The organism is Caulobacter sp. GW821-FHT09A05, assembly GCF_059418465.1.
Window position 1 is genome coordinate 1 of the sequence record NZ_JBWKPX010000045.1, and the last position, 25967, is coordinate 25967.

22 protein-coding genes and 1 pseudogene are annotated in these 25967 nt (G+C 70.0%); 7 read left to right on the forward strand and 16 right to left on the reverse strand.

The features are described 5' to 3' along the window. Window positions 1–283 precede the first annotated feature (283 nt). The 4 genes from AC07NX_RS24935 to AC07NX_RS24950 all read right to left on the reverse strand — a co-directional run bounded on the left by AC07NX_RS24935 (window position 284) and on the right by AC07NX_RS24950 (window position 3781). Window positions 284–766 carry a hypothetical protein gene (locus AC07NX_RS24935; RefSeq protein ID WP_494645635.1) on the reverse strand — a complete coding sequence of 161 codons (483 nt, stop codon included), beginning with the start codon at window positions 764–766 and terminating at the stop codon, window positions 284–286. A 55-nt stretch (window positions 767–821) separates the two neighbouring features. Continuing rightward, window positions 822–1097 (reverse strand): hypothetical protein, encoded by a 276-nt coding sequence (locus AC07NX_RS24940; protein WP_494645637.1) that lies wholly within the window; start codon window positions 1095–1097, stop codon window positions 822–824. 357 nt (window positions 1098–1454) lie between these two features. Beyond that, on the reverse strand, window positions 1455–3035 hold the full coding sequence (locus AC07NX_RS24945; RefSeq protein WP_494645639.1) for a sensor histidine kinase: 1581 nt from the start codon (window positions 3033–3035) through the stop codon (window positions 1455–1457). After that, window positions 3032–3781 carry a response regulator gene (locus tag AC07NX_RS24950; protein ID WP_494645641.1) on the reverse strand — a complete coding sequence of 250 codons (750 nt, stop codon included), beginning with the start codon at window positions 3779–3781 and terminating at the stop codon, window positions 3032–3034. The genes AC07NX_RS24945 and AC07NX_RS24950 overlap by 4 nt, the downstream gene beginning before the upstream one ends. 161 nt (window positions 3782–3942) lie before the next feature. Between AC07NX_RS24950 and AC07NX_RS24955 the strand changes: the two are divergent. Beyond that, window positions 3943–4035, forward strand: a pseudogene (locus tag AC07NX_RS24955) (hypothetical protein); the annotation flags it as partial. Between the two features lie 40 nt (window positions 4036–4075). Here the strand turns inward: AC07NX_RS24955 and AC07NX_RS24960 are convergent. From AC07NX_RS24960 to AC07NX_RS24985, 6 genes are all read right to left on the reverse strand, one after another. Next, window positions 4076–5095 (reverse strand): helix-turn-helix domain-containing protein, encoded by a 1020-nt coding sequence (locus tag AC07NX_RS24960; RefSeq protein WP_494645643.1) that lies wholly within the window; start codon window positions 5093–5095, stop codon window positions 4076–4078. A gap of 423 nt (window positions 5096–5518) precedes the next feature. Further along, the gene (locus tag AC07NX_RS24965; RefSeq protein WP_494645644.1) at window positions 5519–5983 is read right to left on the reverse strand and encodes a hypothetical protein; all 465 of its coding nucleotides are present in this window, start codon (window positions 5981–5983) and stop codon (window positions 5519–5521) included. 10 nt (window positions 5984–5993) lie between these two features. Then, complete coding sequence (locus AC07NX_RS24970) at window positions 5994–7376, reverse strand: HlyD family type I secretion periplasmic adaptor subunit (RefSeq protein WP_494645646.1); 1383 nt, start codon at window positions 7374–7376, stop codon at window positions 5994–5996. Then, window positions 7373–9142 carry a type I secretion system permease/ATPase gene (locus AC07NX_RS24975; RefSeq protein WP_494645647.1) on the reverse strand — a complete coding sequence of 590 codons (1770 nt, stop codon included), beginning with the start codon at window positions 9140–9142 and terminating at the stop codon, window positions 7373–7375. Before AC07NX_RS24975 ends, AC07NX_RS24970 begins: the two co-directional genes overlap by 4 nt. 120 nt (window positions 9143–9262) lie before the next feature. Then, entirely contained in the window at window positions 9263–10198 is a 936-nt protein-coding gene (locus AC07NX_RS24980; RefSeq protein WP_494645649.1) for a Gfo/Idh/MocA family protein, read from the reverse strand. Window positions 10199–10419: 221 nt separating this feature from the next. Then, on the reverse strand, window positions 10420–12717 hold the full coding sequence (locus AC07NX_RS24985) for a glycoside hydrolase family 3 N-terminal domain-containing protein (protein ID WP_494645651.1): 2298 nt from the start codon (window positions 12715–12717) through the stop codon (window positions 10420–10422). 106 nt (window positions 12718–12823) lie between these two features. On the opposite strand from AC07NX_RS24985, the gene AC07NX_RS24990 reads away from it, so the two are divergent. Next, window positions 12824–13057, forward strand: a complete 234-nt coding sequence (locus AC07NX_RS24990) for a hypothetical protein (RefSeq protein WP_035087890.1) — start codon at window positions 12824–12826, stop codon at window positions 13055–13057. A 153-nt stretch (window positions 13058–13210) separates the two neighbouring features. On the opposite strand, the gene AC07NX_RS24995 is transcribed toward AC07NX_RS24990, so the two are convergent. From AC07NX_RS24995 to AC07NX_RS25010, 4 genes are all read right to left on the reverse strand, one after another. After that, the gene (locus AC07NX_RS24995; protein WP_494645653.1) at window positions 13211–14101 is read right to left on the reverse strand and encodes an oxygenase MpaB family protein; all 891 of its coding nucleotides are present in this window, start codon (window positions 14099–14101) and stop codon (window positions 13211–13213) included. 104 nt (window positions 14102–14205) lie between these two features. After that, the gene (locus AC07NX_RS25000) at window positions 14206–15822 is read right to left on the reverse strand and encodes a fatty acid--CoA ligase (protein WP_494645655.1); all 1617 of its coding nucleotides are present in this window, start codon (window positions 15820–15822) and stop codon (window positions 14206–14208) included. 127 nt (window positions 15823–15949) lie between these two features. Then, on the reverse strand, window positions 15950–16393 hold the full coding sequence (locus AC07NX_RS25005) for a hypothetical protein (protein WP_494645657.1): 444 nt from the start codon (window positions 16391–16393) through the stop codon (window positions 15950–15952). A 98-nt stretch (window positions 16394–16491) separates the two neighbouring features. Next, entirely contained in the window at window positions 16492–16794 is a 303-nt protein-coding gene (locus tag AC07NX_RS25010; protein ID WP_494645659.1) for a hypothetical protein, read from the reverse strand. Between the two features lie 241 nt (window positions 16795–17035). Between AC07NX_RS25010 and AC07NX_RS25015 the strand changes: the two genes are divergently transcribed. The 5 genes from AC07NX_RS25015 (at window position 17036) to rutA (ending at window position 22256) form a co-directional block, all read left to right on the forward strand. Beyond that, on the forward strand, window positions 17036–18670 hold the full coding sequence (locus AC07NX_RS25015) for a sensor histidine kinase (protein WP_494645672.1): 1635 nt from the start codon (window positions 17036–17038) through the stop codon (window positions 18668–18670). Between the two features lie 336 nt (window positions 18671–19006). Further along, complete coding sequence (gene rutB, locus AC07NX_RS25020) at window positions 19007–19702, forward strand: pyrimidine utilization protein B (RefSeq protein ID WP_494645661.1); 696 nt, start codon at window positions 19007–19009, stop codon at window positions 19700–19702. 146 nt (window positions 19703–19848) lie between these two features. Then, complete coding sequence (gene rutC / locus AC07NX_RS25025; protein ID WP_018061590.1) at window positions 19849–20238, forward strand: pyrimidine utilization protein C; 390 nt, start codon at window positions 19849–19851, stop codon at window positions 20236–20238. Beyond that, on the forward strand, window positions 20238–21044 hold the full coding sequence (rutD, locus tag AC07NX_RS25030; protein ID WP_494645664.1) for a pyrimidine utilization protein D: 807 nt from the start codon (window positions 20238–20240) through the stop codon (window positions 21042–21044). Before rutC ends, rutD begins: the two co-directional genes overlap by 1 nt. Before the next feature lie 153 nt (window positions 21045–21197). After that, complete coding sequence (rutA, locus tag AC07NX_RS25035; RefSeq protein WP_494645666.1) at window positions 21198–22256, forward strand: pyrimidine utilization protein A; 1059 nt, start codon at window positions 21198–21200, stop codon at window positions 22254–22256. Between the two features lie 175 nt (window positions 22257–22431). Here rutA and bamJ read toward each other — a convergent pair whose 3' ends face one another. Then, entirely contained in the window at window positions 22432–22938 is a 507-nt protein-coding gene (bamJ, locus tag AC07NX_RS25040) for a BamJ family beta-barrel-assembly machinery protein (RefSeq protein ID WP_494645668.1), read from the reverse strand. A 794-nt stretch (window positions 22939–23732) separates the two neighbouring features. Continuing rightward, window positions 23733–25667 (reverse strand): M61 family metallopeptidase, encoded by a 1935-nt coding sequence (locus tag AC07NX_RS25045; RefSeq protein WP_494645670.1) that lies wholly within the window; start codon window positions 25665–25667, stop codon window positions 23733–23735. Window positions 25668–25967: the final 300 nt, after the last annotated feature.

Sequence of the window (25967 nt, forward strand, 5' to 3'; positions counted from 1 at the left end):
CGGACGGACGGCGAGCTTCCAGCCGCCGCGATCAAACCTCATCAGTCGATCGTTCGTCCATCATACGAGGACGACGCTCTGCGTCGCCGCGACGCGGCCGCCAGAGGCGGTCCTTGACTCGGTCAGACGCCAGAGCTCCGATCCACCAAGGCTTTAAGGCGTGGCCTCATCCGGGGCGGATGGCTGGTTCGACGGGCCGACGGTCGAAACGTTCGCGATCGGTGGCTTGAAGATGTGATGCCTGCGCCTCGATCACTGTCCCCAATCGACGGTGATTTTCGTGCTAGGGGACCAGGTTCCTGACCGCCGGGGCGTTTCCGTCAATCACCATGGTGCCCTGACATCCGCTGCACGTGAATATGCCGCGCCGACCACTGGGCATTTTCGCGAACGACAAGACCTTCATCTTACGGTCGTTAAAGCAGGTGGCGCAGAGAAGGTGATCTGCGGTATTTTCTAAGGCCTCAGCAATTGGCCGATAAGCGACGTTTCCAGGTCCAATCGCAAACAGCTCATACTTAGCGGCCATTGTCGCCCAGGCGTCCAGCCCTGCAATGTAGCCTTTCATTTCCTCCAACTCTTGGCGCAGCGACCGGATTACCTCGTTCGCTTCCATCGCTTGGATTTGGGCGCTTAGGAGCTGTTGTTGCAGGCTTGAGACAGCCGCTTGGCGGTCTACCTGAGACTTCGCATCCACGATCGTCTTAGCCAGCTCAATCGCTGCCTTCATGCTGCCGACCGCAGAGGCTGCTGCTTGTAGATCCATAGATATCTCCTTCGAGGTTGGGGCGCCGCTCAAAGAGCCGCGCCCCGCCTTGCGCCTAGGGAATATGGCGCTTCAGCCAAGCCAGCCCGTCGGCCAAAACGTTTCTCCCCGCCCATTCGGCGTTCGAGAACTGCTGGATGACAAATAGCCGGTCATTGCCATCGACGTGCACCTGAAGAAGATCGCGAATGATCGAAGCGGGTCCGATCAATTCCGCGAGCCACACGGACTCGGCAGCTTTTGCTGCTTTCCACGTATGAAGCTGATCGTACAGCTTCTGATAGTTTCGTCCCGGTGCTCGAAGGTCGTAAGTGATTAGGTAGAGGGCCATGATGGCTCCATCGTCTTGATCGCTTGACGCCCGACATCCGGTCTGGAACACCAGAACTGCAGTCGGCCGCAAAGCGACCGGGTGAACGCCTGCCCCTCCTGGTTTCCTAGGCCGTGCGGAGGGGCGGGCAACAAGCCCCTTAACGGGGCGGTAACCAAGAACCACGGCTTCTCAATGCCATCTAGTGGCGAGAACGTCGCAGCACACAACATGCTGTGGGCCGATGTGGATATCGGTGGGCCTTTGCCGATTGATCGACATTGGCAGAGCTTCTCTTGACGCTTTCCTTGCCTTGTCGGCAACGGCTCGAAAGTCCCCCGTTCGCCCAACCTCCCGAACGAGACCTCCCCGCCCTAGTCACCCCCTCGGCAGCCTCACCTCGAACACCGCGCCCTTCTCGGCCTCGACCAGTCCGATCCGCCCCGAACTGGCCGCCAGCAGCGACCGGGCGATCGAGAGGCCCAGGCCTGTGCCGCCCGTCTCGCGGCGGCTGGTGAAGAACGGTTCGAACAGGCGGTCGCGGTCGGCCTTCGGCACGCCCGGGCCGTCGTCGCCGATCCGCAGCACCACCTCGTCGCCGACCGCCTCGGCCCGGATCGTCACCCGGCGGGCGCCGGCCTGGCGGCTGTTCTCGAGCAGTGTGGTCAGCACGGTCTCGACCGTCGCCTCGGGCGCGGCGACCAGCGGCAGGCCCTCGGGCAGGTCCAGGACCACGGCCAGGTCGCGGCCCTGGGCGTCGGCCACCCGGTGCGCGACCGGGGCCAGCTCGGAGGCGACGCCCGCCTGGGGCATGGCCATGTCGGCCCGGGCCAGGTCCATCAGCCGCCCGACCAGCTGCGAGAGCCGGGCGCTGTCGGCGGAGATGTTGGAGAGGAACCGCCGGCGCTCGTCCGGGGTCATGGTGTCGAAATGGTCGTCCAGCAGCTCGACCGCCCCGGTGATCCCGGCCAGCGGCGTCTTGAACTCATGGCTGACGGCGGCGGCGAAGTCGCGCAGGTAGCGCGAGCGCACGGCGATGGCGTCGGCCATCACCCGGAAGTCCTGGTAGAGGTCGCGGATCTCGACGGCGGCGGTGGCGGGGGTCTCCGGCACGCTGCCCTGGCCGGCGGCCACGCTGCGGGTGGCGGCGCTCAGGGCCTCGATCGGCCGGGTCACCCCGCGCGACACCAGGCCCGACAGCAGCACCAAGAGCAGGATCGTCGCCGCGCCCCCGACCAGCAGCTTGCCCCGGTCCTGGTAGACGCCGCGGAACAGGGCCCGGGGCGACCGCGACAGCAGCAGGGCCCCGACCACCTGGCCGTTGACCAGCACCGGCCGCGCATGGTGCAGGCGCACGGCCGAGGCGCGGCTGAGCCACTCGAACGAATAGCGCGGATGATAGGCCCCGTTGCGGCGCAGGACCGTGCGCGACCGGCCCTTCAACGCCGCCTGGATCTCGGGCAGGGCCGCCAGGCTGCCGCCCTGGCCCAGGCCGCGCACGACGACGCCGTGGCGGTCGACGATCAGGATCGAGGCCAGGGTGCTGCGGCTGGTCTGGTCGAAGATCGGCTCCAGCACCTGCGCCGCCGCCTCGGCCTGGGGGTCCGCGGCGGGACCGGGCGTCGCGGCCGGCCGCTCGGGCAGCAGGGGCGAGCTGCGCAGGTCGACGCTGGTGGATTCCGGGCGGTAGTAGCCGGGGTCGTCGCGGGCGTCGGGGTCGGCCGGGGTCAGGTCGCGCACCGCGCCCGGCCACAGGTTGGCCGCGGCCGAGGCCAGGGCCGCGCCCTGCGAGGTCAGCTCGGCCTCGGTCTGGCGCACCAGGGTGTTCTCGTAGGTCCGCAGGAACACCGCCCCGATGGCCGGCATGGCGGCGGCGAACAGCAGCACGGTCAGCAGGATGGTCCGCAGGCGCAGGGCCGGCCACCAGGTCCTGACCCAGGCCCGCGCCGGTTCGATCATCCCTCGACGCCCGCGCCCGGGACGCCCTGGCCCGAGACGCCCTGGCAGGCGCCGAGCCGGTAGCCGATCCCGGCCCGGGTCTCGATCACGTCGTGCCCGCCCGCCGCCGCGAACTTGGCCCGCAGGTTGCGCACGTGGCTGTCGATGGTGCGGTCGGTGACGGCGAAGCCGGGGCCGCGCAGGCGGTCGATGATGGCGTCGCGGCTGAACACCTTGGTCGGGGTCGTGGCCAGGGTCTTGAGGATGGTGAACTCGGTGACGGTCAGCGACACGTCGACGCCCGCCCCCCTCTCGACCCACTGGGCGCTCCAGGCCTCGGGGTCCAGGCTCAGCCGGCCGCGGACGATCCGGCCGTCGGCGGGGCCGGCCTCGGCGGCCTTGCCCCCGGCGCGGCGCAGGATCGCCTGGACGCGGGCCACCACCTCGCGCGGGCTGAACGGCTTGACCACATAGTCGTCGGCCCCCAGCTCGATGCCCAGCACCCGGTCGATCTCGTCGTCGCGCGAGCTGAGGAACAGGATCGGCAGGTCGCCCTGGGCCCGCAGCCGGCGGCAGACCTCCAGCCCGTCCAGCCGCGGCATGTTGATGTCCAGCACCACCAGGTCCGGGGCGCGCTCGGCCACGGCCGCCAGGGCCGCCTCGCCGTCGGCCGCCTCGCGGGCCTCGAGCCCGACCTTGGCCAGGGCGAACACCAGGAGCTGGCGGATGTGGGGATCGTCGTCGACGACCAGGATCGTGCGCTGCATGGGCCTCATGTTCAGTGCTCCGCATGCGGGGTCAACGGGGGACGGCGGGGCGGTCCGGCGCGTTTCGCGTGCAGATTCCGTGCAGACCTAGGGTCCGGGCTCAATTGGATCGTTGATTTTCAGTTGTCATCCCGCCCGAAGGTCCGCCTGGCGGACCGTAGAGCCGGGACCCAGGGGCGACTGCATTGCGCCGGCCCCTGGGTCCCGGACAGCCTCTGCGAGGCTTCCGGGATGACAACGAAGTAGAGCGCTGATTTCGCTTGGGTGTCACCGACACGCAATCGAGTACGGCCCCTACCCGCCCTTCGCCGCCTCGGTCCACTTGGCGAACGGGGTGTCCGGCTCCTCGCCCAGGCTGGGCTGCAGCGAGCGCAGGTCGCTGGGGCGGATGTTGAACGCCTTGCGGAAGCTGCGGCTGAAATGGGCCTCGCTGCTGAAGCCGCACTGGAAGGCGATCTCGCTGATCCGCCGGCCCCGCTTGGGGTCCAGCAGCGCCGCGCGGGCCAGGTGCAGGCGACGCTCCCAGATATAGGCCGTCACCCCGCCCAGGGGCTCGAACAGGCGATAGAGGGTGGAGCGCGACACGCCCAGCGCCTCGCTGATCCTGGCCGGGTTGAGGCTGGGCTCCAGCAGGTTGTGCTCGACATAGGCCCGGGCCCGCGCCAGCACCGGCGACTCGCGCATGCCGAAGTCGGCCCGCCCGGCCTCCATGGCCAGGCAGGCGCCCAGCAGCTCGATGGTGGCGCGGGTGATGCCCGGCAGGGTCTGCGGCAACAGCTGCGGGAACCAGCGGGTCACCGCCGTCAGGTGCTCGATCAGCAGGCCGGCGCGGTTGGCGTCCAGCACCATGCCGTGCAGGTCGATGTCGGGCGCCACGGCCTGGACCTCGGCGCGCGGCAGGAAGGTCGACAGCACCTTGACCGCCGTGCTGTGCAGCAGCATCGGCCGCGACAGGTCGCAGATCCCCACCTCGCCCGGGCCGGCCGCGAAGGCCACGCCGTCGAAGTCGCCGGTGTGCGAGCCGGCGATGTTGAACTGCACGATGTAGTGGTCGCGGCCGTCGGCGGCGATCATCTCCGGCGTGCGGAACATGGTCTGGCCACCGGTCTCGGTGACGTAGAAGGCGTGAGGCCCCAGGCGCAGCGCGGTGATGTTGGCGGTGAAGCCGGGTTCGGGATCACGCGCGTCCAGCGCGGTCAGCACTTCCCGGCGGTAGTAGTCGTGCCGCTCGTCCGGCGGAACGCTCCGGGTGCTGAAATTCGTCCGCCCCAGCCGAAACAGGGTTTCGGCGGGCGGGTCCAAAGGATCATTCATGTGGCCTCCCCCAAGGCACAATCACGCATTGACCATATTCGCCAATGCGGGCGTTCGTCGCACCGCGCGGGGCGCCGCGCGAGAGCGGGGTTTTCCTTTGAGACAAAGGATCAAGAAAATGGAACCGCCATGTAAGGCCCGCGCCGCGCAAAGCCTTACAGGTGTCGGCTGCTTCGGACGAACGCCGGTCGACGGACGGGGCTGTCCGCGACCCTGCTCACCGAGGCTCGGACGCAAGGCCATCGGCTTGGAGAACGGCGCACCGCGAGGCCTTGGGGGAGGCCGCGCGACCAGCGTCGCCCACGTCCCGAGGGGGACCTAAAACTAAAGGCGGGCCTTGGGGAGGCCCGCCTTTTTTTACTTGCCGATGCAGGTTTCGCATCCGGCTGGCGCCCGCCGCGCCCCAAAGGCTTGGCTGGATTCCTATTCCCAGGAAAAGACCGTGCGCAGAGCGCAATCCGGAGGCGTCTGCCCTTCCTCGAACAAGGTCACGCGCCGGATGGCTTCCATCTGGCGCGCGGTGAGCGGCCCCGCCGAACTGAAATAGGCCGCGCCATGGCCGCCATTCCAGAGGGCGACCACATGACGCCCATCCTCGTCCCGGCGCTGCGCGAACCTCGCCGGCCTCGTGCTCGTCCGCGCCTCGACGATCCGTCCATTCGGCCGGCCGGCCCAGCCGATCCCGCGAACGTCGAGCACCCCGAACGGTCCTTCCCAACGGAAGTTTCCCGCGTGAACGCCGCCTTCGAGCGTCGTGACCTTCTCGCCAGGCAGCAGGTCGATGATAGGCGAGTAGCCACAGAAGCGCGCCGGTCCCTCCAGGTCAGCGGCTTGGGCCTGCACGCAAGACACCAGGACCAGCGCCGCCGCCCCGATCAGCGCTTTCATGCCCCCGCCCCTAATGCTCGCGGCCCATCCGCCAGAAGGTCTGGAACATCGGCTCGACCAGATAGGCCAGGGCCGAGCGCTTGCGCAGGGGGATCAGCACCTCGACCGGCAGGCCGGCCTGAAGGCCCGACTGGGTCCCGCGGATCTTGCGGATCTTTTCCAGCTCCTCCGGCGGGGCGGAGACCTCGGCCCGGAAGTACTGCACGCCGGTCTTCTCGTCGGTGAAGCTGTCGGCCGACAGCTCGGTCAGGGTGCCGTTCAGCAGCGGCAGGTCGCGCTCGTGCAACGAGGTGAAGCGGATCTGGGTCCTCTGGCCGGGCTTGAGGTCGTCGGCGTCGTTGGGCGAGACCTTGGCCTGGATCACCAGCCGGCGGTCCTGGGGCACGATCTCCATCAGGGTCTGGCCGGGCGCGACCACCCCGCCCACCGTGAAGACGTTCAGCCCCACCACCTTGCCGCCGGACGGGGCGCGGACCGTGGCCCGGGCCAGCTGCTCGCGGGCGGCCAGCACCTTGGGCTGCAGGTCGTCCAGCCGCACCTGCACGTCGCGCAGCTGGCCGGAGACCTCCTCCATCATCTGGCGCTCCAGCGACAGGGTCTGCAGCTTGGTCTCGCCGATCTGTTCGGCCGAACGGGCGATCTGGGCGCGATAGGCGCCGTCCTCGCCGGTCAGGGAGGCGGCGCTGCGCTGCAGGGCCAGGACCCGGGTCTTGGGCGCGAAGCCCTTGGCGGCCAGCTCCTGCACGCCCTTCAGCTCCTCCTCGATCAGCTTCTGCTGCTCGCGGTTGGCGTCCAGCTGGCGCTCGGCGCCGCTGCTCTGCTGGCTCAGCTGCAGGATCCGCTGGTTGAGCACGCCGCGCTGGGTCTGCAGCGAGCTGCGGCGGGCCTGGAACTGCTGGCGCTGCAGCCGCAGGGCGTCGTCGGCCAGGGGCTTGTCCTCGGGGGTCAGATCGGCGAATTCCGGCGGCGCGGCCACGGCCGGCAGGCGGTCGCGCTCGGCGACCAGGCGGGCGCGCTGGGCCAGCAGGGTCAGGACCTCGCCGGTCATGCCGCGCTCGCTGGCCCGCAGCTCCGAGGCCGACAGCTCCACCAGGATCTGGCCCTTGACCACGCTCTGGCCCTCGATCACCCGGATGGTGGTGACCACCCCGCCCTCGCGGCTCTGCACCGCCTGGCGGTTGCCCGCCACGGCGACCACCCCGTGGGCGTAGGCGCCGGCGTCCAGCGGCGCCAGCGCCGCCCAGCCGAGAAAGCCGACGAAGAACAGGCCCGCCACCCCCGCCCCGATCCGGATGATGCGGACCGGATCGTCCGACAGGCGCGGCGGGATCTTGGCGGCGGCCTCGCCGGTGGTCCCGGCGGCCGGAGCGTCCTGGAAGGTCGTGTCGGTCATGGCTTGGCGGCCTGCAGGGGGGTGACGGTCGAGCCGGGCTGGGGGGCGGCCTTGCCCGCAGCCTGGGCGGCGGCGGCCATCTTGGCCACGACCTCGCCCCGGGGGCCGACCATCTCGACCTGGCCTTCGCGCAGCACCAGCAGGCGATCGGCGATGTTGAGGATGCCGGTGCGGTGGGCGACGATCAGGATCGCCGCGCCCCGCGCCTTGGCGGCCAGGATGGCGTTGTTCAGCGCCGCCTCGCCGTCGGCGTCGAGGGCCGAGTTGGGCTCGTCCAGGATCAGCAGCGGCGGCTGGCCGTAGAGCGCCCGGGCCAGGGCCACGCGCTGGGCCTGGCCCGCCGACAGCCCGCGCCCGCCGGCGCCCAGGGTCGTGTCATAGCCCTTGGGCAGGCGCAGGATCAGCTCGTGCACCCCCGCCGCCTGGGCCGCGGCCACGACCTCGGCGTCGACGATCGCCGGGTCGCCGCCGGCCCAGATGGCGAAGCGCGAGATGTTGTCCTTGATCGAGCCGGCCAGCAGCCCCGAGTCCTGCGGCACGTAGCCGATGTAGCGGCCCAGCCGGTCGCCGTCCCAGTCGGCCAGGTTGGCGCCGTCCAGGCGCACCGTGCCGAGATCGGGCGTCACCGCCCCGGCCGCCACCCGCGCCAGGGTGGTCTTGCCCGCGCCGCTGGGACCGATGACGCCCAGGACCTCGCCCGGAGTCAGGCGCAGGCTGACGCCGCGCAGCAGCACCGGCCCCTCGCCGGGGGCGCGCACGGCCACCTGCTCCAGGGCCAGGGCTCCGGTGGGCGCGGGCAGCTGGGTGCCCGACACCTCCAGGCCCCGGCCGGGCGGGAACAGCTTGATCAGGTTGTTCAGCGCGCCGCGCGCCTGGCCGACCACGGCCCAGGAGCCGACCAGTTGCTCGATCGGCTGCAGGGCGCGGCTCATCAGCACCGAGGCGGCGATGATCGCCCCGGCCGAGATCTGCTTGTCCACCGCCAGCCAGGCGCCCAGGCCCAGGGCCGCCGATTGCAGGAACATGCGAGTGAACTTGGTGGCCGCCGAATAGCCGCCGCCCGTGAACTGGGCCTTGGCCGACAGGTCCAGGCCGGCCCGGCGGTCGGCCAGCTGGCGCTCGCGCAGGGCGCCGCGCATGCCCAGGGCCCGCACCACCTCGCCGTTGGCGGCGGCCGCCTCCTGCGAGGCGTAGGCCTGGGACTGGGCGACGAAGGCTTCGCGGGCCCGCGCGCGGGTGGCCCGCTCGTTGAACACCGCCAGGACCACCAGCAGGGCCCCGCCGGCGATGGTCATCACGCCCAGGGCCGGGTGGATCATGAAGGCGACCAGCACGTAGATCGGCGTCCACGGGATGTCGAAGGCGGCCACGGCCACCGGGCCCGACAGGGCCTGGCGCACGATGTCGAACTCGCGCATGCCCTGGGCCGAGGCGCCGGGCGCCATGGCGCTCATCAGCTTCTGCAGGATGCCGCCGGCCAGCAGCCGGTCCAGGCGCAGCCCGGCCAGGGTCAGCAGGCGCGACCGCACCGACTCCAGGGCCGTCTGGGTGCCCAGGGCGAAGGCCACCACCAGGGTCAGGTACAGCAGGGTCAGCCGGCCCTCGGTCGGCACGACCCGGTCGTAGACCTGCATCATATAGATGGTCGGGGCCAGCAACAGGATGTTGATCAGCGCGCTGAACACGGCGGCGGCCATCAGGTGCGGCCGGCACGCGCGCAGGGCCGCGACCAGCGGCGGCGGCAACGGAGCGTCCAGGAACTTCACGCGTCTCTCCCATGGGCCCACTTCGCCGCACGAAGGCCCCATACCCCTGGCCGGTACCTAACGTCGCGCCCAATGATTATGCAAGAAGGTCGTTGCGCCGAAAGCTTCAGACCGGCGCCTTTACTCGATGAAAGCGGGCGCGGCGACCCGCCGGCCGAGCAGGAAAGCGTCGGCCACGTGGCGCAGCGGCGTCACGTCGACGTCGGACTGGCCGGCGGCGACCAGCTCGGCGAAGCGGGCGTAGAGACCCGGATACTCGGCCTCGGGCTCTTCGTGGACCAACTTGCCGTCGATCCACAGCCGGGCCCCGCCGTGCGACAGGCGCAGGGCGCCGCCGTCGGTGTCGACCTCGATGTCCCAGCTTTGCGGACCGGTCTGCAGGAAGTCGAACGCGGCGGTGACGGGCACGCCGGCGGTGTCGACGAAGGCCAGTTCGGCCTGGATCGGCGACTGGCGGTTCTCGGGCACATGCAGGGTCGCCTCCGTCAGGAAGAACGGGCGCGGCAGGACGGCGGTGGCGATCGACAGGGCGTTGATGCCGGGGTCGAACACCCCCAGCCCGCCCGGCTCCCAGATCCAGTCCTGTCCCGGATGCCAGACCCGGACGTCCTCGCGCCAGTTGATCCGGGCGGCGGTGATCGTCCTGCCCACTAGCCAGTCGCGGGCGGGGGCGACGGCCGGGGCGTAGCGCGAATGCCAGGTGGCCTGCAGGGTGACGTCCCGGGCCTCGGCGACCTGGCGCAGGTCCTCGACCTCGCTCAGCGTCGCGCCCGGCGGCTTCTCCAGCATCACGTGCTTGCCGGCATCCAGCGCCTGGCGGGCCAGGCGGTGGCGCACCTGCGGCGGCGTGCACAGGGCCACCGCGTCGAAGGCCAGGCCGCTGGCCAGCAGGGCGTCGAAGGTGTGAAAGCTGGGCAGGCCCGGCTGTTCGGCGTGGCGGCTGACGATGGCCACGAGCGCGAAGCGAGGGTCGCCGGCCATGGCCGGCAGGTGCTGGTCGCGAGCGATCTTGCCCAGGCCGATCAAGGCCACGCGGATGGGGGTGGCGGCGGTCATGGGGCCTCGCGACTCTGGGACTGTGATTTGTAGGATAAATGATCGGTGGCGGGTGGGATGTCAAACTACTCCCAAAAAATTCCGCTCATCCCGGCGAATGCCGGGACCCAGATCCCATGGCGGTGGGGTTGATTGGAAGGGCTCAGCGCTAGAGGAACCCGGCTCGAAGCCAGTCCATCTGGGTCCCGGCATTCGCCGGGATGAGCGGAGCTTGGGGAACCCTAAGCCCCCAGCAGTTCGAAACTCGCCGCCAGCCCGTCCACCGCGCTGTTGGCCACCCACAGGTCGAACATGCCCGGCTCGGCGATCCAGCGGTCGTTGTCGCCGACGAACATCAGCGAGCCGCGCTCCAGACTGAAGCGCACGTCGCGCCGCTCGCCCGGCTTCAGCGCCACCCGCACGAAGCGCTTGAGCTCGCGCACCGGCCGGGTACGGCTGGCCACCCGGTCGCGGACATAGAGCTGGACCACATGCTCGCCGGCGACCTTGCCGGTGTTGGCGACATTGACCGTGACATAGAGCTTGTCGTTCCAGGCCAGGCGGGTGGTCGACAGCCGCACGTCGCCGAGCGCGAAGCTGGTGTAGGACAGGCCGTGGCCGAACGGGTACAGCGCCTCGTTGCGGGTGGTGCGCCAGCGGGCCTTGTACTCCTGGCTGTCGTCGGCCTGGGGCGCGGGACGGCCGGTGGTGCGGTGGTTGTAGGCGTAGGGCTCCTGGCCGCTCTCGTGCGGGAAGCTGACCGGCAGTCGGGCCGACGGATTGACCTTGCCGAACAGCACGTCGGCGACGGCATGGCCGGTCTCGGTGCCCAGGAACCAGGTGGCCAGCACGGCCGGGGCGGCCTTGACGGCCCCCTCCAGCACCAGGGCCCGGCCGTGGCGCAGCAGCACCACCATCGGCTTGCCCGTGGCCCCGACCAGCTCGGCCAGCTGCTGCTGGACGCGCGGCAGGCCGATCTCGGTGCGCGACTGGGCCTCGCCCGACATGTTCTGGCTCTCGCCGACCGCCAGCAACACCACGTCGGCGGCCCGTGCGGCGGCGACGGCCTGGTCGTAGCCGCCGGGGATGGCGGTCTCGACGTCGCAGCCCCTGGCGACGATCAGCTGCGAGGGATCGGCCATCGCCTCGCGGATCCCGGTGGCCAGGTCGACGCCCAGGCTCTTGTCGCCGAAGAAGGCCCAGGGCCCCAGGATGTTGTCGCGGTCCTCGGCGAACGGCCCGATCAGGGCGATCTTCTTTCCGCGGGCCGGCAGCGGCAGCAGGCCGCCGTCGTTGCGCAGCAGCACGATGGACCGCGCGCCGGCCTCGCGCGACAGCGCCCGCATGGCCGGGGTGGCGGTGTTGGCGGCCTGGGCCTTGGCGTCGATCGAGCGGTACGGCCGGTCGAACAGGCCCAGGGTCTCTTTCAGGCTCAGCACCCGGCGCACGGCGTTGTCGACCGCGGCCATCGGGACCAGGCCCTGGGCGACCAGCTCGGGCAGGTAGCGGCTGTAGAGGCCGCTCTGCATGCTGATGTCGACCCCCGCCAGGATCGCCAGGCGCGCGGCGTCCTTGTCGTCGGCGGCGTAGCCGTGGGCCACCAGCTCCTGGTCGGCGGTGTAGTCGGAGATGACCACGCCCTTGAAGCGCCACTCGCCGCGCAGGATGTCGGTCAGCAGGCGCCGGTTGGCGGTGGAGGGCACGCCGTTGATATCGTTGAAGGCCGACATCACCGCCAGGCAGCCGGCGTCGAAGGCGGCCTTGAACGGCGGCAGGTGGACCTCGCGCAGGGTCTCCTCGGACAGGTCGACGGTGTTGTAGTCCAGCCCCGCCGCCACCGCCCCGTAGGCGGCGAAGTGCTTGGCGGTGGAGAGCAGGCTGTCGGCCGCGGTCAGGTCGCGGCCCTGGAAACCGCGCACCCGGGCCTGGGCCATCACCTCGCCCAGGAACACGTCCTCGCCCGAGCCCTCGGCGCCCCGGCCCCAGCGCTGGTCGCGAGCCACGTCGACCATCGGGGCGAAGGTCCAGTGGTTGCCGTAGGACGAGGCCTCGACCGCCGCCGCCCGCGCCGTGCGCTCGGCGAGATTCGGGTCGAAGCTGGCGGCCTCGGCCAGGGGGATCGGATAGACGGTCTTGAAGCCGTGGATCACGTCGGCGGCGAACAGCAGCGGAATCTTCAGGCGCGACTGCTCGACCGCGGCGGTCTGGGCCAGCAGAGCCCCCTCGACCCCGACGCCGTTCATCAGCACGCCGATGCGGCCCGCCCGGACGTCGGCCAGGATCTGCTGGGTGTTGCGCTGGTTGACCAGCGGATTGATGTCGCCCACCGGCGGCCGGATCATGTCGGAATAGCACGACAGCTGGCCGGCCTTCTCCTCCATCGTCATCCGGGCGAGCAGGGCCTCGACCCGGGGCGAGGCGGCGCGGGCCGCCCCCGCCCCGGCCAGGGCGAACCCCGCCAGGCCCGTCGCGCCGGCCAGGACCGCCCGCCGGTCCACGCCTCGCCGCCCCGGACCCTGTCGCCCGCCACCCGTCGTCATGACGCCTCCCGCACTGAATCGCCGCAACCTCGCCAGAAACGCCGCTTGGTGCAATGGTGCGTTATCTGAGGGGCGCCCCCGCGCCTTCAACCTCGGAGAAGCTCCCATGACCACGCTCTGGCGCATCGATGTCCGCCTCGGCGACGCCCCGCCCCAAGCCCCCCTGCGCAGCGTCGTGGTCGAGGCCCCGACCGAGGTCGAGGCCCTGCGCCTGGTCCTGGCCCAGGCCGAGCAGGACAAGGCCGACGCCGAGGAACTGCTGCAGGACGGCCAGGAGGAGGTGTTCTCCCGCACCGAGGTCCGCGAAGGGCATGTGGAGCACCAGGCGCGGACGGATTGAGGGGGACGGCGAGATCACACTCACTTGCCCCCACCTGACCGCTGCGCGGTCTGTCCGCCCCCATAGGGGGCGGAGCCTTCGCGGCTTAGGCTCTTCCCCCTCTGGGGGAAGACGACCGCGAAGCGGTCCGTAGGGGGCAAGTGATCGCCGCCGCTAGCGATACAGATAATCCCCCGGCAGCCCCATCCGCAGGCAGGCCTCCACCGCCGGCGTTCCCTTCACCGGCAGGCGGTCCGCGGCCGCCCCGGCCAGCCGCACCAGCCGCCGCTCGACCGGCCCCAGGTCCCAGTCGGCGCCCAGCCCCACGACCTCGCGCACAGCTGGCGGGGTGATCGCCACCGCCGCCCGGATAAGGGCGCCCTGCAGGCCGCGCAGCGGGGCCGGCAGGATCGCCGTCCTGCGCATCAGGTCCAGGAATTCGAACACGATCTCGTGCCGCTCCAGACTGGGCAGCATGGCCGCCAGCCGCGCCTCCCAGTCCGCCACCGAGGCCGGCGCGCCGACCGCCCCGTACAGGGCCGCCGCCGGGGCGGCCTCGGCGTAGAACCGGTCGCGGTCGGCGGCGTCCAGCGGACGGGCATAGGCGTGATAGGCCTCCAGGAAGCCGAAGCTGGCCGTGGCCTGCACCCAGTCCAGCAGCGCGACGTCGTTGGCCCGGTAGGCCGCGCCGGCCGGGGTGTCGCCCGCGACCCTGTCGTGCATCCGGCGCACGCCGGCGATCATCGCCTCGGCGACCGAGCGCGCGCCATAGACCGTGACCATCGCCGCCAGGCCGGTGCGCTTGAGGCGCGGCAACGGATCGGTCCGGAAGCTGGAATGCTCCCAGACCCCCGTCCGGACGCGCGGCTCGGTCAGTTCCAGGACCACCGCCGCCACCCCGCCGACGAACAGCGAGACCGGGTTCTTGAACACCCGCCACGAGACCGAGTCCGGCGCGACCAGGGCCGGCTCGCCGGACGGCTGGCGAAAATCGACGCGCGGCCCGCCCTCGGGCTGGTAGAGCCGCCGGATCAGGCTCGCGATGCGACCGGCGTCGGCGGCCATGCCCTCGGCTCCTTACGCGTGGCGACCAAATCCGGTTGTCATCCCGAAGCCTCGCAGAGGCTGTCCGGGATGACAACGGAGAGGTGGCCGAGCCGGTCCGGACACTAGTTCACCCGCCGGCCCTTGCCCGCCCAGTACGGCTCGCGCAGTTCGCGCCGCAGGATCTTGCCCGAGGCGTTGCGCGGCAGGGCCCCGACGAAGTCGATGGTCTTGGGGGCCTTGAAGCCGGCGATGCGGCCCTTGGCGAAGGCGATGATGTCGGCCGGGTCCTCGGGCGCGCCGGGCTTGAGGGCGACCACCGCCTTGACCGCCTCGCCCCAGGTGTCGTCGGGCACACCGATCACCGCCACCTCGGCCACGTGCGGATGGCCGTAGACCGCGCTCTCGACCTCGGCCGGATAGATGTTCTCGCCGCCCGAGATGATCATGTCCTTCACGCGGTCGTGGATGAACAGGTAGCCGTCGGCGTCGAGATAGCCGGCGTCGCCGGTGCGCAGCCAGCCCTCGGCGTCGAGGGCGGCGGCCGTCGCCTCGGGCAGCTTCCAGTAGCCGGCCATGTTGGCGGGCGAGCGCACGGCCACCTCGCCGACCACGCCCGGCGGCAGGGTTTCGCCGTGCTCGCCGACCACCTTCAGTTCCGCCCCGGGCATGGGCAGGCCGGCCGAGCGCATACGGGCGTTGCCGGCCGGGTCATGGTCCTCGGGCGGCAGATAGACCACCGTGCCGGTCGTCTCGGTCATGCCGTACTGCTGGACGAAGCCGCAGCCGAACACCTCCAGGCACTCGCGCAGCAGGTCCAGCGGAATGGGCGCGGCGCCGTAGAGGATGTGGCTCAGGCGGCCGTAGTCCACCTGGCGGGCGCGGGGCTGCCGCACCACCGCCTGCAGGGCGGCGGGGACCATGAACATCTTGGAGACCCGGTCCTTCTCGATGAAGTCCAGCACCCGGGCCGGGTCGAACGCGCGGACCACCACGCCCTTGGCGCCGTTGACCAGCCCGACCACGCCCCAGCCCGTGCCGCCGATATGGGCCACCGGCATGGCCACCAGGCTGACGTCGTCCGGCCCCCAGCGGTTCCAGTCCAGGTCGGCCTGGGCCGCCAGCCGGCGCGGGGCCAGGATGTTGGCGTGGGTCAGCATCGCGCCCTTGGGCTGGCCCGTGGTGCCCGAGGTGTAGAGCTGGACGGCGACGTCGGCCGGGGTGATCGCCACGTCCGGCCGCTCGCCCCCGAAGGCGTCGCGCCAGGCCTCGAAGACCGGGTGGCCGTAATCGTTGGCCTCCATGGCGACCACGACCGGGTGGTCCAGCATCAGCGCGGCCACGTCGCGGACATGGGCCAGCAGCTCGGGGCCGACGAACACCATGCGGGCCTCGGCGTCGCCCAGGATGTAGGCGATCTCGCGCGGGGCCAGCCGCCAGCCGATCGGGGCCAGCACCACGCCGGCCTTGGCCGCGCCGAACAGCAGCTCGAAGTAGTGGTCGCTGTTCTTGCCGACATAGGCGATGCGGTCGCCCCTGGCCAAGCCCTCGGCCAGCAGGGCGTTGGCCACTTGGTCGGTATGGCGGTCGAACGCCTCGAAGGTCGTCGCGCGGCCTTCGAACACCAGGGCCGTCGCCTCGGGCCGGACCTCGCGGTGATAGCGGGCGACGTCGCCCAGGGTGGTCAGGCGGTCGAAATCAATGACGGGTCCTGGGGCGGGTCCTGGGGTCGGTCCGGACATGGGGTCTCCTCGCGCGGTCCGAGGCGATCTGCGTCGCCTTCGGGTTGAATAGCAGGATGTGGGGTAATTCCGGCGCGCGGCTAGGGGGAAAACGCCTTGTCCGCCCATCGACCGAAGGCTGGCCCGGTCAGGCCTTGCCCCCCAGGCGCCGGGCGTTGGCCGTGGCCGTGGCGTGGATCGGGGCCAGCATCGCCGACTGCCAGGCCACGCCCAGCGACATCATCCGCGCCCAGAAGGCCATCGCGCCGAGCGAGGCGTCCAGGGCGGGCGCCAGGCCGCGACGCGGCGTCTTCCAGGCCTGGGCCAGGTAACGGTTGGATTCCGCCGCCATGGCCAGCCAGGCCGGCCCCGCGGCGGCCGCGCCCTGGGCGAAGGCCAGCGGCTTCTCGGAGACCATCCGCGTCAGCTCGGCGTAGTTCCCCCGCATGGGGTCCCTGGCCGCCGCGACGATCATCGGTGTGCGGGCGTCGATCACGCGCAGGGAGGCCTGGGCCAGTTCGGCGCTGGCGCTGGCCAGGGCGAAGGCGTCGGCGGGCGTCGCCTTGCGGCGGGGCTTGCGGGTTTTGGGCATGCGAGGACAACGCGTCCCGCGCCCCCTTTGCTCCGCCCGCGCGAAATTAAAGGGTCGGCCCCTGGCGGAGCCGACCCTTCTCGAAGCTGGAGGCGTCTCTAGTGGGCGGCGTCCTTGGCCTTTTCACCGGCCTTTTCGGCCTGGTCGCCGGCCTTCTCGGCCTGCTCGCCCGCGGCGGCGGCCTGGTCGCCGGCGGCCTTCTGCGTGGCTTCGTCGCCGGTGGCGGCGGCGGTGGCGCTGGCCTGGGCGGCGGTCTCGGCGGCGTCGGAGGCCTGCTTGCTCGCGGCGGAGGCGGCGTCGCTGGCGGCGGCGGCTTCCTGGGCCTTCTCGGCCTTGTTCTCGCCGCAGGCGGCGGCGCCGAGGGCGAGGGCCGCGACGGCGGCGATGGTGACGATACGCATGCTGTGAAGTCTCCCTAAAGTCCCCGGCATCTTTGCCGTGGGTGATCAGGGAACCCGTCGCGCCACCGAAGGTTGCCGCATCGCCCGCCGGCTAACCGCTTGACCCGACGCGGCCGCCGCCTTCTCTTGCGTCGAGCCCGCAGGATGAGCCCGTCCGCCCTTGCCAGACCCGGTCGCCTCCGCCCCCGTATCCCACCATCCCTGGCCCGCCGCCGGCACCGTGCGCCGACGGCTGCTGCTGATGGCCCTGAGCCTGGTGGTGCCGGCGGTCCTCTTCATGACCCTGCTGGCCCGCGCCGAGTTCGGCGAAAGCCGGGCCCGGTACGAGCGGCAGCTGATCGCCACCACCCGCGCCCTGGTCCTGGCCACCGACGGGCGGATCGGCCAGGGCCAGAGCATCCTGCAGACCCTGGCGGTGTCGCCGGCCCTGATCGCCGGCGACATCCCCGCCTTCGAGCGCCAGGCCCGCGCCGCCGTGCAGGGCGGCGACGGCTGGATCGTGCTGATCGACGGCGACCGGCGGCTGGTCGACACCCACCTTGCCCCCGGCGTCCCGCCGCCCCGGGCCCGCCTGTCGGAGGACCGCTGGCGGACCATCCGCGCGGGCCGCACCTCGGTGTCGAACCTGATGCTGCGCAAGGACGACGGCCAGACCCCGGCCCTCGTGTCGATCGACATGCCGGTGATCGTCGACGGCAGGCTGCACGACCTGGCCTATGTCCAGACGCCCGACGCCTTCTCGACCATCTTCACCGACCAGACCATCCCGCCCAGCTGGACGGCCAGCATCGTCGACCGCGACGCTTCGGTGGTGGCGCGGTCCAAGGACATCGACCGCTTCCTGGGCCACAAGGTCAGCGGCGAGATGCGCGCGGCCATGGCGCGGGGCAACGAAGGCGTCACGCTGAGCCATACGCTGGACGGCACCCCCACCCTCTCGGCCTTCAGCCGCTCGCCCGCCAGCGGCTGGTCCTTCATCGTCGGCGTGCCCCGGACCGAGCTCAGCCGGGCCAACTGGTCGTCGACGGGCGGACTGACCCTGGCCAGCCTGGTGCTGCTGATCATCGGGGCGGCGGTGGCCCTGACGGTCTCGCGGGACATCTCGGCGGCCGTCCGCGGCCTGAGCGCCGACGCCAGGGCCGTGGCGGCGGGCGAGGAGATCGCCGAGGTCCCGGATCGCTTCCAGGAGATCGCCGAGGTGCGCGCGGCCCTGCACGACGCCTCCGTCCAGCTGCGGGCCCGCGAGGCCGAGGAGCTGCGCGCCCACCAGCGCCAGCAACTGATGATCAACGAGCTGAACCACCGGGTGAAGAACACCCTGTTCACGGTGCAGTCCCTGGCCCGCCAGAGCCTGGGCCGTCCCGCCGACACCCCCGGCCTGCAGGCCTTCAACGAGCGCATCATGGCCCTGGCCCGGGCCCACGACCTGCTGACCCAGAGCGTCTGGGAGGGCGCCAACCTCACGGAGATCCTGGAGGAAACCCTCGAGCCCTATCTGGACCGGACGGTCCTGGCCGGCCCGCCGGTGGCCCTGACGCCCAACGCCGCCCTGGCCCTGTCGATGGTGTTCCACGAGCTGGGCACCAACGCGGTCAAGTACGGCGCCCTGTCGCTGCCCGGCGGGACCGTGACGGTGGTCTGGCACGTCGATCCCGGCGCGCCGCATCGGCTGACCCTGCACTGGGAGGAGCGCGGCGGCCCCACCGTGTCGCCGCCGGCCCGCAAAGGCTTCGGCTCGCGCCTGATCGCCGCCACCCTGAAATCCGACCTGGCCGGCGAGGCGCGGGTCGACTACCGGCCCAGCGGCCTGGTCTGCGTCCTGACCCTGTCGCTGCGCCGCCCGGATGACGACGGGGACGAGGGGAAGGACGCCTGAGGCGGACGCACCCAAATCTCCTCGTCATTCCCGCCCTTGTGGCGGGAACCCCTGGTTCAGCTGACGGTGAAGCGCCTTGGCGCGCTGGCGCGCCACACCTTCGCACCTGCGGCGGATAGAGAGGTTCCCGCCACAAGGGCGGGAATGACGGGAATTTGGGGACGTCTCTGAATATGGAACCGCCCCCGGAGCAAGCCGGATCTAGTAAGTCGTTTCTGAATTAGCCCAAGACTTAGGCGCCCGCCGGGGCAATTGTGGTTCGCCGATCATCGATCGATTGCGCCCCGCTCCGCGATGGTCTTACCTGCGTCGCTCACCCCCGCGGGAACGAGCTTCATGACGACACCCGACACCCTGATGCTGCCGGCCCGGCCCGAGCCGATCGCCCTGCCGGTCGACAAGACCGCGGTGATCGTCATCGACATGCAGAACGCCTACGCCTCGCCCGGCGGCTATCTGGACCTGGCCGGCTTCGACATCAGCGGCGCGGCGGCGGTGATCGACAAGATCAAGGGCGTGCTGGACGTGGCCCGCGGCGCGGGCATGCCGGTGATCTATTTCCAGAACGGCTGGGACAGTGACTATGTCGAGGCCGGCGGCCCCGGCTCGCCCAACTGGCACAAGTCCAACGCCCTGAAGACCATGCGCGCCCGGCCCGAGCTGCAGGGCAAGCTGCTGGCCAAGGGCGGCTGGGACTACGAGCTGGTCGACGACCTGAAACCCGCCCCCGGCGACATCGTGCTGCACAAGACCCGCTACAGCGGCTTCTTCAACAGCCAGCTGGACAGCGTGCTGCGCTCGCGCGGCGTGCGCCACCTGGTGTTCGTGGGCATCGCGACGAACGTCTGCGTGGAGTCGACCCTGCGCGACGGCTTCTTCCTGGAATATTTCGGCACGGTGCTGGAGGACGCCACCCACCAGGCGGGCCCCGACTTCGTGCAGCAGGCGGCGCTCTACAACATCGAGAAGTTCTTCGGCTGGGTCTCGACCACGGCGGACTTCAAGGGGGCGGTGGGGCAGCGGGAAGCTTAAGAACAAGCCGCAAATCCGTTGTCATCCCGGAAGCCTCGCAGAGGCTGTCCGGGACCCAGGGGACTGGGCGAAGGCGGTGCGGTTCACCTGGGTCCCGGACAAGCGCTGCGCGCTTTCCGGGATGACAACCGAGATTGGAGAACCACATGCCCAAGACCGTCATCATCCCGCCCGGCACGGGCACGCCGATCGCTCCGTTCTCGCCGGGGACCCTGGCCGACGGCGTGGTCTATGTCTCCGGCACCCTGGCCTTCGACAAGGACAACAACGTCGCCTTTCCCGACGACGCCGAGGCCCAGACCCGCCAGGTGCTGGAGACCATCAAGTCGGTCATCGAGACCGCCGGCGGCACGATGGACGATGTGACCATGAACCACATCTTCCTGACCGACTGGTCCAACTACCAGACCATCAACAAGGTCTATGCCGAGTACTTCCCCGGCGACAAGCCGGCCCGCTACTGCATCCAGTGCGGCCTGGTGAAGCCCGGCTTCGTGGTCGAGATCGCCAGCGTCGCCCACATCGGCAAGAAATGATGCAGAGCGGAACTGTCGACGGCCTGTACTACGAGGTCCACGGCGGTCCCGCCGCCGGCCGCCGGACGGTGATCCTGTCGGCCGGCCTGGGCGGTTCCGGCGCCTTCTGGGTGCCGCAGATGGAGGCGCTGCTGAGCCGCTTGCGGGTGGTGCTGTACGACCACCGCGGCACGGGACGCAGCGCGCGGACCCTGACCGACCCGCACACGGTGGCCGCCATGGGCGACGACATCGTCAAGGTCATGGACGCCCTGGGCCTGGACCGGGCCCATGTGGTCGGCCACGCGGCGGGGGGCAACGCCGGCCTGGCGATGGCGCTGGACCATCCGGGCCGCGTCGACAAGCTGGTGGTGGTCAACGGCTGGTCGCGGCCCGACCCGCACATCAGGCGCTGCTTCGACACCCGCCTGGCCCTGCTGAACAACACCGGCATCGCCGCCTATGTCCACGCCCAGCCGATCTTCCTCTATCCGGCCGACTGGCTGAGCGCCAACAACGCCCGCCTCGAGGCCGAGGAGGTCCACCACATCCACGGCTTCCCCGATCCCGACGTCATGCGCGCCCGCATCCAGGCCCTGCTGGACTTCGACATCGACGAGGCCCTGCCCCGCATCGCCTGCCCGGTGCTGGTCAGCGCCAGCGCCGACGACATGCTGGTGCCGCTGAGCTGCTCGCGCCGCCTGGCCGAACGCCTGCCCAACGCCGTGCTCGACATCGCCCCCTGGGGCGGCCACGGCTTCACCGTCACCGCGCCCGAGGCGTTCAACGCGCGCGTCGTCGGCTTCCTGAGCGGTGAAGCGGCATGACCATCCAACCAACCTTGTCATCCCGGACGAGCGCGCAGCGCGAAGATCCGGGACCGACGCCTGAACGCATGCGCTTCCGGCGGTCCCGGATCGGCGGCCCTTCGGGCCTTGTCCGGGATGACAGCCGCACGAAGATCCTAGAGGGGAATTGATATGGAAATCGGCGTCTTCATCCCGATCGGCAACAATGGCTGGCTGATCTCCGAGGCGGCCCCGCAGTACATGCCGTCGTTCGCGCTGAACAAGGAGATCGTGCAGAAGGCCGAGAAATACGGCTTCGACTTCGCGCTCTCGATGATCAAGCTGCGCGGCTTCGGCGGCAAGACCCAGTTCTGGGAGCATAATCTCGAGAGCTTCACCCTGATGGCCGGCCTGGCCGCCGTGACCGAGAAGATCAAGATCTTCGCCACCGCCGCCACCCTGACCATCCCGCCGGCCATCGTCGCCCGCATGGCCTCGACCATCGACTCGATCGCCCCGGGCCGGTTCGGCATCAACCTGGTCACCGGCTGGCAGAAGGCCGAATACGACCAGATGGGCCTGTGGCCGGGCGAGCAGCACTATACCGACCGCTACAACTACCTGGCCGAATACGCCACCGTGCTGCGCGAGCTGCTCGACACCGGGGTCAGCGACTTCAAGGGCAAGTATTTCCAGATGACCGACTGCCGGGTCAGCCCGCACCCCGAGCAGACCAAGCTGATCTGCGCCGGCTCGTCCAACGAGGGCCTGGCCTTCACCGCCCAGTACGCCGACTACAGCTTCGCCTTGGGCAAGGGCACCAACACCCCGACCGCGTTCGGCGGGGTCAACGACCGGCTCAAGGCCGCCGCCGACAAGACCGGCCGCGAGGTGGCCTCCTACATCCTGTTCATGATCATCGCCGACGAGACCGACGAGGCGGCCATGGCCAAGTGGCAGGCCTACCGGGCCGGCGCCGACCAGGAGGCCCTGGCCTGGCTGACCAACCAGGCCGCGCCCAACGCCGCCGCCGGCGCGACCACCAACACCGCCCAGCTGGCGGCCCCGGAATCGGCTGTGAACCTCAACATGGGCACGCTGGTGGGGTCGTACGAAAGCGTCGCGCGGATGCTGGACGAGGTCGCCGCCGTCGAGGGCACGGCCGGGGTGCTGCTGGTGTTCGACGACTTCGTGGCCGGGGTCGAGAACTTCGGGACGAGGATCCAGCCGCTGATGACGTCGCGGGCTTAGATCCTTCTCCCCTTGCGGGAGAAGGTGTCGGCGAAGCCGACGGATGAGGGGTCTCTCCAGTGAAATCCGCCGCGACCGATCTTTCGGCTGATCGCTGCGGTCAGGCCTTTTGACCCCTCACCCGACCCCGCTCCGCGGGGCCACCCTCTCCCGCAAGGGGAGAGGGAAGATGGGCCTAATCCACCGCCAGCATGTCGATCAGCTGCAGCCGGAACACCAGCACGCTGTTGGCCGGGATCGGGCCGGCGGCGCGTTCGCCATAGGCCAGGCTGGCCGGGATCCACAGGGTCCATTCGTCGCCGACGTGCATCATCGGCAGGGCCTCCAGCCAGCCTGGGATCAGGCCCTCGGCCGGCATGATCGCCGCCTGGCCGCGCTGGAACGAGCTGTCGAACACCGTGCCGTCCAGCAGCTTGCCCTCGTAGTGCACCTTGACGATGTCGCCCGGCTTCGGGGCCTTGCCGGTCTTGGGGCCCGAGGTCGTCACCTTGTACTGCAGGCCCGAGGCCGTGGTGACCACGCCCGGCGCCTTGGCGTTCTTGGCCAGGAACGCCTGGCCCTCGGCCAGGGTCTTGCTGGTGTCGACGGCGGCGGCCAGCTGCGGCGGGGCCGAAGCCTCCTGCGCCAGGACGGGACTCGACAGCAGGGAAAGGCCCAGGACCAGGCCGGCGATACGGTTCATGGAGGACTCGCGGTGGAGTGGAGAACGAAGACAGCCTGATGGCACGGCTTCGATCAAGATCGAAGCCGTGCTGAAGCTCAAGCTGTCTTCCACGGAACTGATGGCGGCATCAAGACCGCCCAAGGTCGCCACAGGGTTACGCCATGGCCGGATTCCCCCGCGCTCGACCGCCCCGCGCCACCGGCCCCAACGCCCCCGGTCCGCCCTCTGCTGTGGATGACTGGTGATCGTCGCGCTGCGGGCCGGGGACATGCTCTCACGACGCGACCCGCGCCTTTTTCGCGGAGCGTTTGCCACGAGGGCGCGTCCTCAGCCCCGAGGTCCATCATTACTTATAAATAATCTTCTTGATGTAAATATTTCCCACACCCCACAGACCACCAAAAGCCCCCACAATCAGAGCATTAACAATGCGTGGAGCATTTTTATAATCGTACATACCAAGAATAATATAGTGTATAAACCAACACACCGAGCACCAAAACAGAAGTGATATTACAAGAATAAACTTCTTCACTGATCCCGTCCCAAATAAATGCAATAAATTGCGCTTCTCGCTATCGCGACAGATCGGGCGCTACCTAGCGGAAACCCGGAGATCTTGTAGAACAAGGTGCCCATGGCGTGCTCTGGCAATTTGGGAGGGCGCCCGACCTCTCCCACAGCCTCAGCGCGACTTCACCCACGCCGCAAGCTCGAACACCTCCAAGGATAGCCATCGCGTCGGAGAGCAGCCAGGAAAAGGCCGCCGGCGTCCCCGCCCGCGGCCCCTTCATCGTTCCTGACCCTACCGCCTACTTCTTCGGCGCGTAGATGTCGTCCAGCCGCGCCGGCGTGCCCTCGATGCGCTCCAGGCGCGGGTACTTCAGGCCGCCGTGGTAGTCGACCTTGACCGTCCGGTAGCGCTCGCCGTCCTTGACCAGCAGCTCGACCAGCGGGGCGTCGGCCTTGGCCGTGGCCTTGACGGCGTCCTTGATCAGGTCGTCGGAATAGGCCGTGCCGTTGACCGCCACGATCGTCTCGCCGGCCGTCAAGCCCGCCTTGAAGGCGGGGGTGTCCCAGTTGACCGCCGACAGCACGCCGTCCTTGCCGATCGTGATCCCCAGCGAATAGCTGAGATTGACGATCTTGCCCTTGGTCTCGGCCGCCTTGAAGAACTCGGTCGGGGTGTCGGTATAGACCAGCCTGTAGCCGCCGCGGGTCAGGCCATCCAGCGGGGCGTGCTCGGACAGGCCCTCGATGCGGGTCTTCAGGAAGGTCGCCCAGTCGTAGGGGACCACGCCGTTCAGGGTCTGGACCACGGTGTCGAAGTCGTAGGTCAGCACCACGTACGAGCCGTTCTCGACGCCGAAGAAGGCCTTGGCGAAGTCGTCCAGCGACTTCTTGCCGCCGGTCTTCTCGCGGATCAGCGTGTCGGCGTCGAGCCAGACCAGCTGGCCTTCCGAATAGTAGTCCTCGCTGCGCTGCCAGCTGGTCCACGAGGCCGGCTTGCGGTTGGCGATGATCGGGTCGTTGGTGGTGTCCAGCACGTTGCGCCACCGGCGGCCGGCGCGGGTGTCGTACAGGGCGGCGGTGGCGGCCAGGGACTCCAGGCCCTGCTGCTTGGTCTGCAGGCCCGAGCGGGCGGCCAGCACGTTGCCCCAGTACTGGGTCTGGCCCTCATAGACCCACATCAGGCTGTCGCGCATCGGCTCGTTCAGCGTCGGCGTGTAGAGGTCGGCGCCGCGGCGGAACTTGCCGTTCCACGAGTGGGTGTATTCGTGGGCCAGAAGGTCGCGGCCGACGAAGGTCTTGTCCCAGTCGGTGAAGTACTTGGGAACCACGCCGTTCTCGCTGGAGCGGTGATGCTCCAGGCCGATGCCGCCCATCTTGTCGGTCAGGGCCAGCAGGAAGTCGTAGTGGTCGTAGTGGTGCGAGCCGTACAGCTTGTAGGCCTGCTGCACCAGGTTGCGGTGGGCCTGCAGGGCCTCGGGCTTGATGTCCAGCAGCTCGGGCTTGTCGGCGACGATGTTCAGGCGCACCGGCACGGCCGCGCCCGGGTCCAGGTCGACCTGCTTGTAATAGCGGCCGGCGAACATCGGCGAGTCGACCAGGGTCTCGAAGGTCGTGGTCTTGAAGGTGGTGGTCTGGCCGTCGCCCGAGGCCTTCTCCAGGGCGGTGCCGAAGCCCCAGCCCTGCGGCAGCTTGACGGTCGGCTCCACCTGGATGCGGCGGGTGTAGTAGCCGGCCGGGTAGAAGCCCAGTTGCAGCCACTGCACGTTCAGCATGTCGTCGGTGACCAGGATGCGGCCCACGTCCGGCTTCACCGGGGTGAGGAACTGGAAGCTGACCTGGATCTCGGTCGCGCCGTCCGGCACGTCGAAGTGGAAGGCGTGGACGGCGACCGGGTCGCGGGTCCACGGCAGCGGCTTGCCGTTGGCGGTGATGACGAGACCAGCAAGCTTGTCCAGGTCGTTGCGGGGCGAGTGGCCGCCGGGGACCCATTGCGGATAGAGGATGGTCATCGGGCCGGGCTTGGCCACCGGGATCGTCTCGCGGACCTGGAAGATCTTGCGGTCCAGGTCGGTGGCGTCGACCGACAGCTTCAGCACGCCGGGATAGGCCACGTCCTGGGCGGCGGCGATCGGCGGGGTCGGCGGGGCCTGGACGGGAAGACGCTCCTGGGCGAGGGCCGCCCCGAAGCTCAGCGAGAGGGCGAGGGCGGAGGCGGTAAAGAACAGCGTTTTCAAGAAACGACCCCAATGCGACGCGCGGGCGTCCTCCCGCGACGAAAGGCGGCATACTTCTCCTCTAAAGCGGGGCTTGTCGAGGTCGTCCGCGGCATCGACGGATCGGCCGGCCAAGTTTTCAGGTCGAGCTTGCCGGACAGGCGCCGACCGCCCGACGTTGCCGCGACTGCGCCAGGCCTATGGGGATGGCGCGGGTCTAGGGTGCGGACTCTATTGGATCGTCGATTTTCAGTTGTCATCCCGGCCGAAGGTCCGCCTGGCGGACCGTAGAGCCGGGACCCAGGGGCGAGCGCACTGCGC

Excerpts from the sequence above, each read along its gene's own strand:
- AC07NX_RS24935 (WP_494645635.1), bottom strand. The coding sequence starts at position 766 with ATGGATCTACAAGCAGCAGCCTCTGCGGTCGGCAGCATGAAGGCAGCG.
- AC07NX_RS24940 (WP_494645637.1), bottom strand. The coding sequence starts at position 1,097 with ATGGCCCTCTACCTAATCACTTACGACCTTCGAGCACCGGGACGAAAC.
- AC07NX_RS24945 (WP_494645639.1), bottom strand. The coding sequence starts at position 3,035 with ATGATCGAACCGGCGCGGGCCTGGGTCAGGACCTGGTGGCCGGCCCTG.
- AC07NX_RS24950 (WP_494645641.1), bottom strand. The coding sequence starts at position 3,781 with ATGCAGCGCACGATCCTGGTCGTCGACGACGATCCCCACATCCGCCAG.
- AC07NX_RS24960 (WP_494645643.1), bottom strand. The coding sequence starts at position 5,095 with ATGAATGATCCTTTGGACCCGCCCGCCGAAACCCTGTTTCGGCTGGGG.
- AC07NX_RS24965 (WP_494645644.1), bottom strand. The coding sequence starts at position 5,983 with ATGAAAGCGCTGATCGGGGCGGCGGCGCTGGTCCTGGTGTCTTGCGTG.
- AC07NX_RS24970 (WP_494645646.1), bottom strand. The coding sequence starts at position 7,376 with ATGACCGACACGACCTTCCAGGACGCTCCGGCCGCCGGGACCACCGGC.
- AC07NX_RS24980 (WP_494645649.1), bottom strand. The coding sequence starts at position 10,198 with ATGACCGCCGCCACCCCCATCCGCGTGGCCTTGATCGGCCTGGGCAAG.
- AC07NX_RS24985 (WP_494645651.1), bottom strand. The coding sequence starts at position 12,717 with ATGACGACGGGTGGCGGGCGACAGGGTCCGGGGCGGCGAGGCGTGGAC.
- AC07NX_RS24990 (WP_035087890.1), top strand. The coding sequence starts at position 12,824 with ATGACCACGCTCTGGCGCATCGATGTCCGCCTCGGCGACGCCCCGCCC.
- AC07NX_RS24995 (WP_494645653.1), bottom strand. The coding sequence starts at position 14,101 with ATGGCCGCCGACGCCGGTCGCATCGCGAGCCTGATCCGGCGGCTCTAC.
- AC07NX_RS25000 (WP_494645655.1), bottom strand. The coding sequence starts at position 15,822 with ATGTCCGGACCGACCCCAGGACCCGCCCCAGGACCCGTCATTGATTTC.
- AC07NX_RS25005 (WP_494645657.1), bottom strand. The coding sequence starts at position 16,393 with ATGCCCAAAACCCGCAAGCCCCGCCGCAAGGCGACGCCCGCCGACGCC.
- AC07NX_RS25010 (WP_494645659.1), bottom strand. The coding sequence starts at position 16,794 with ATGCGTATCGTCACCATCGCCGCCGTCGCGGCCCTCGCCCTCGGCGCC.
- AC07NX_RS25015 (WP_494645672.1), top strand. The coding sequence starts at position 17,036 with ATGGCCCTGAGCCTGGTGGTGCCGGCGGTCCTCTTCATGACCCTGCTG.
- rutB (WP_494645661.1), top strand. The coding sequence starts at position 19,007 with ATGACGACACCCGACACCCTGATGCTGCCGGCCCGGCCCGAGCCGATC.
- rutC (WP_018061590.1), top strand. The coding sequence starts at position 19,849 with ATGCCCAAGACCGTCATCATCCCGCCCGGCACGGGCACGCCGATCGCT.
- rutD (WP_494645664.1), top strand. The coding sequence starts at position 20,238 with ATGCAGAGCGGAACTGTCGACGGCCTGTACTACGAGGTCCACGGCGGT.
- rutA (WP_494645666.1), top strand. The coding sequence starts at position 21,198 with ATGGAAATCGGCGTCTTCATCCCGATCGGCAACAATGGCTGGCTGATC.
- bamJ (WP_494645668.1), bottom strand. The coding sequence starts at position 22,938 with ATGAACCGTATCGCCGGCCTGGTCCTGGGCCTTTCCCTGCTGTCGAGT.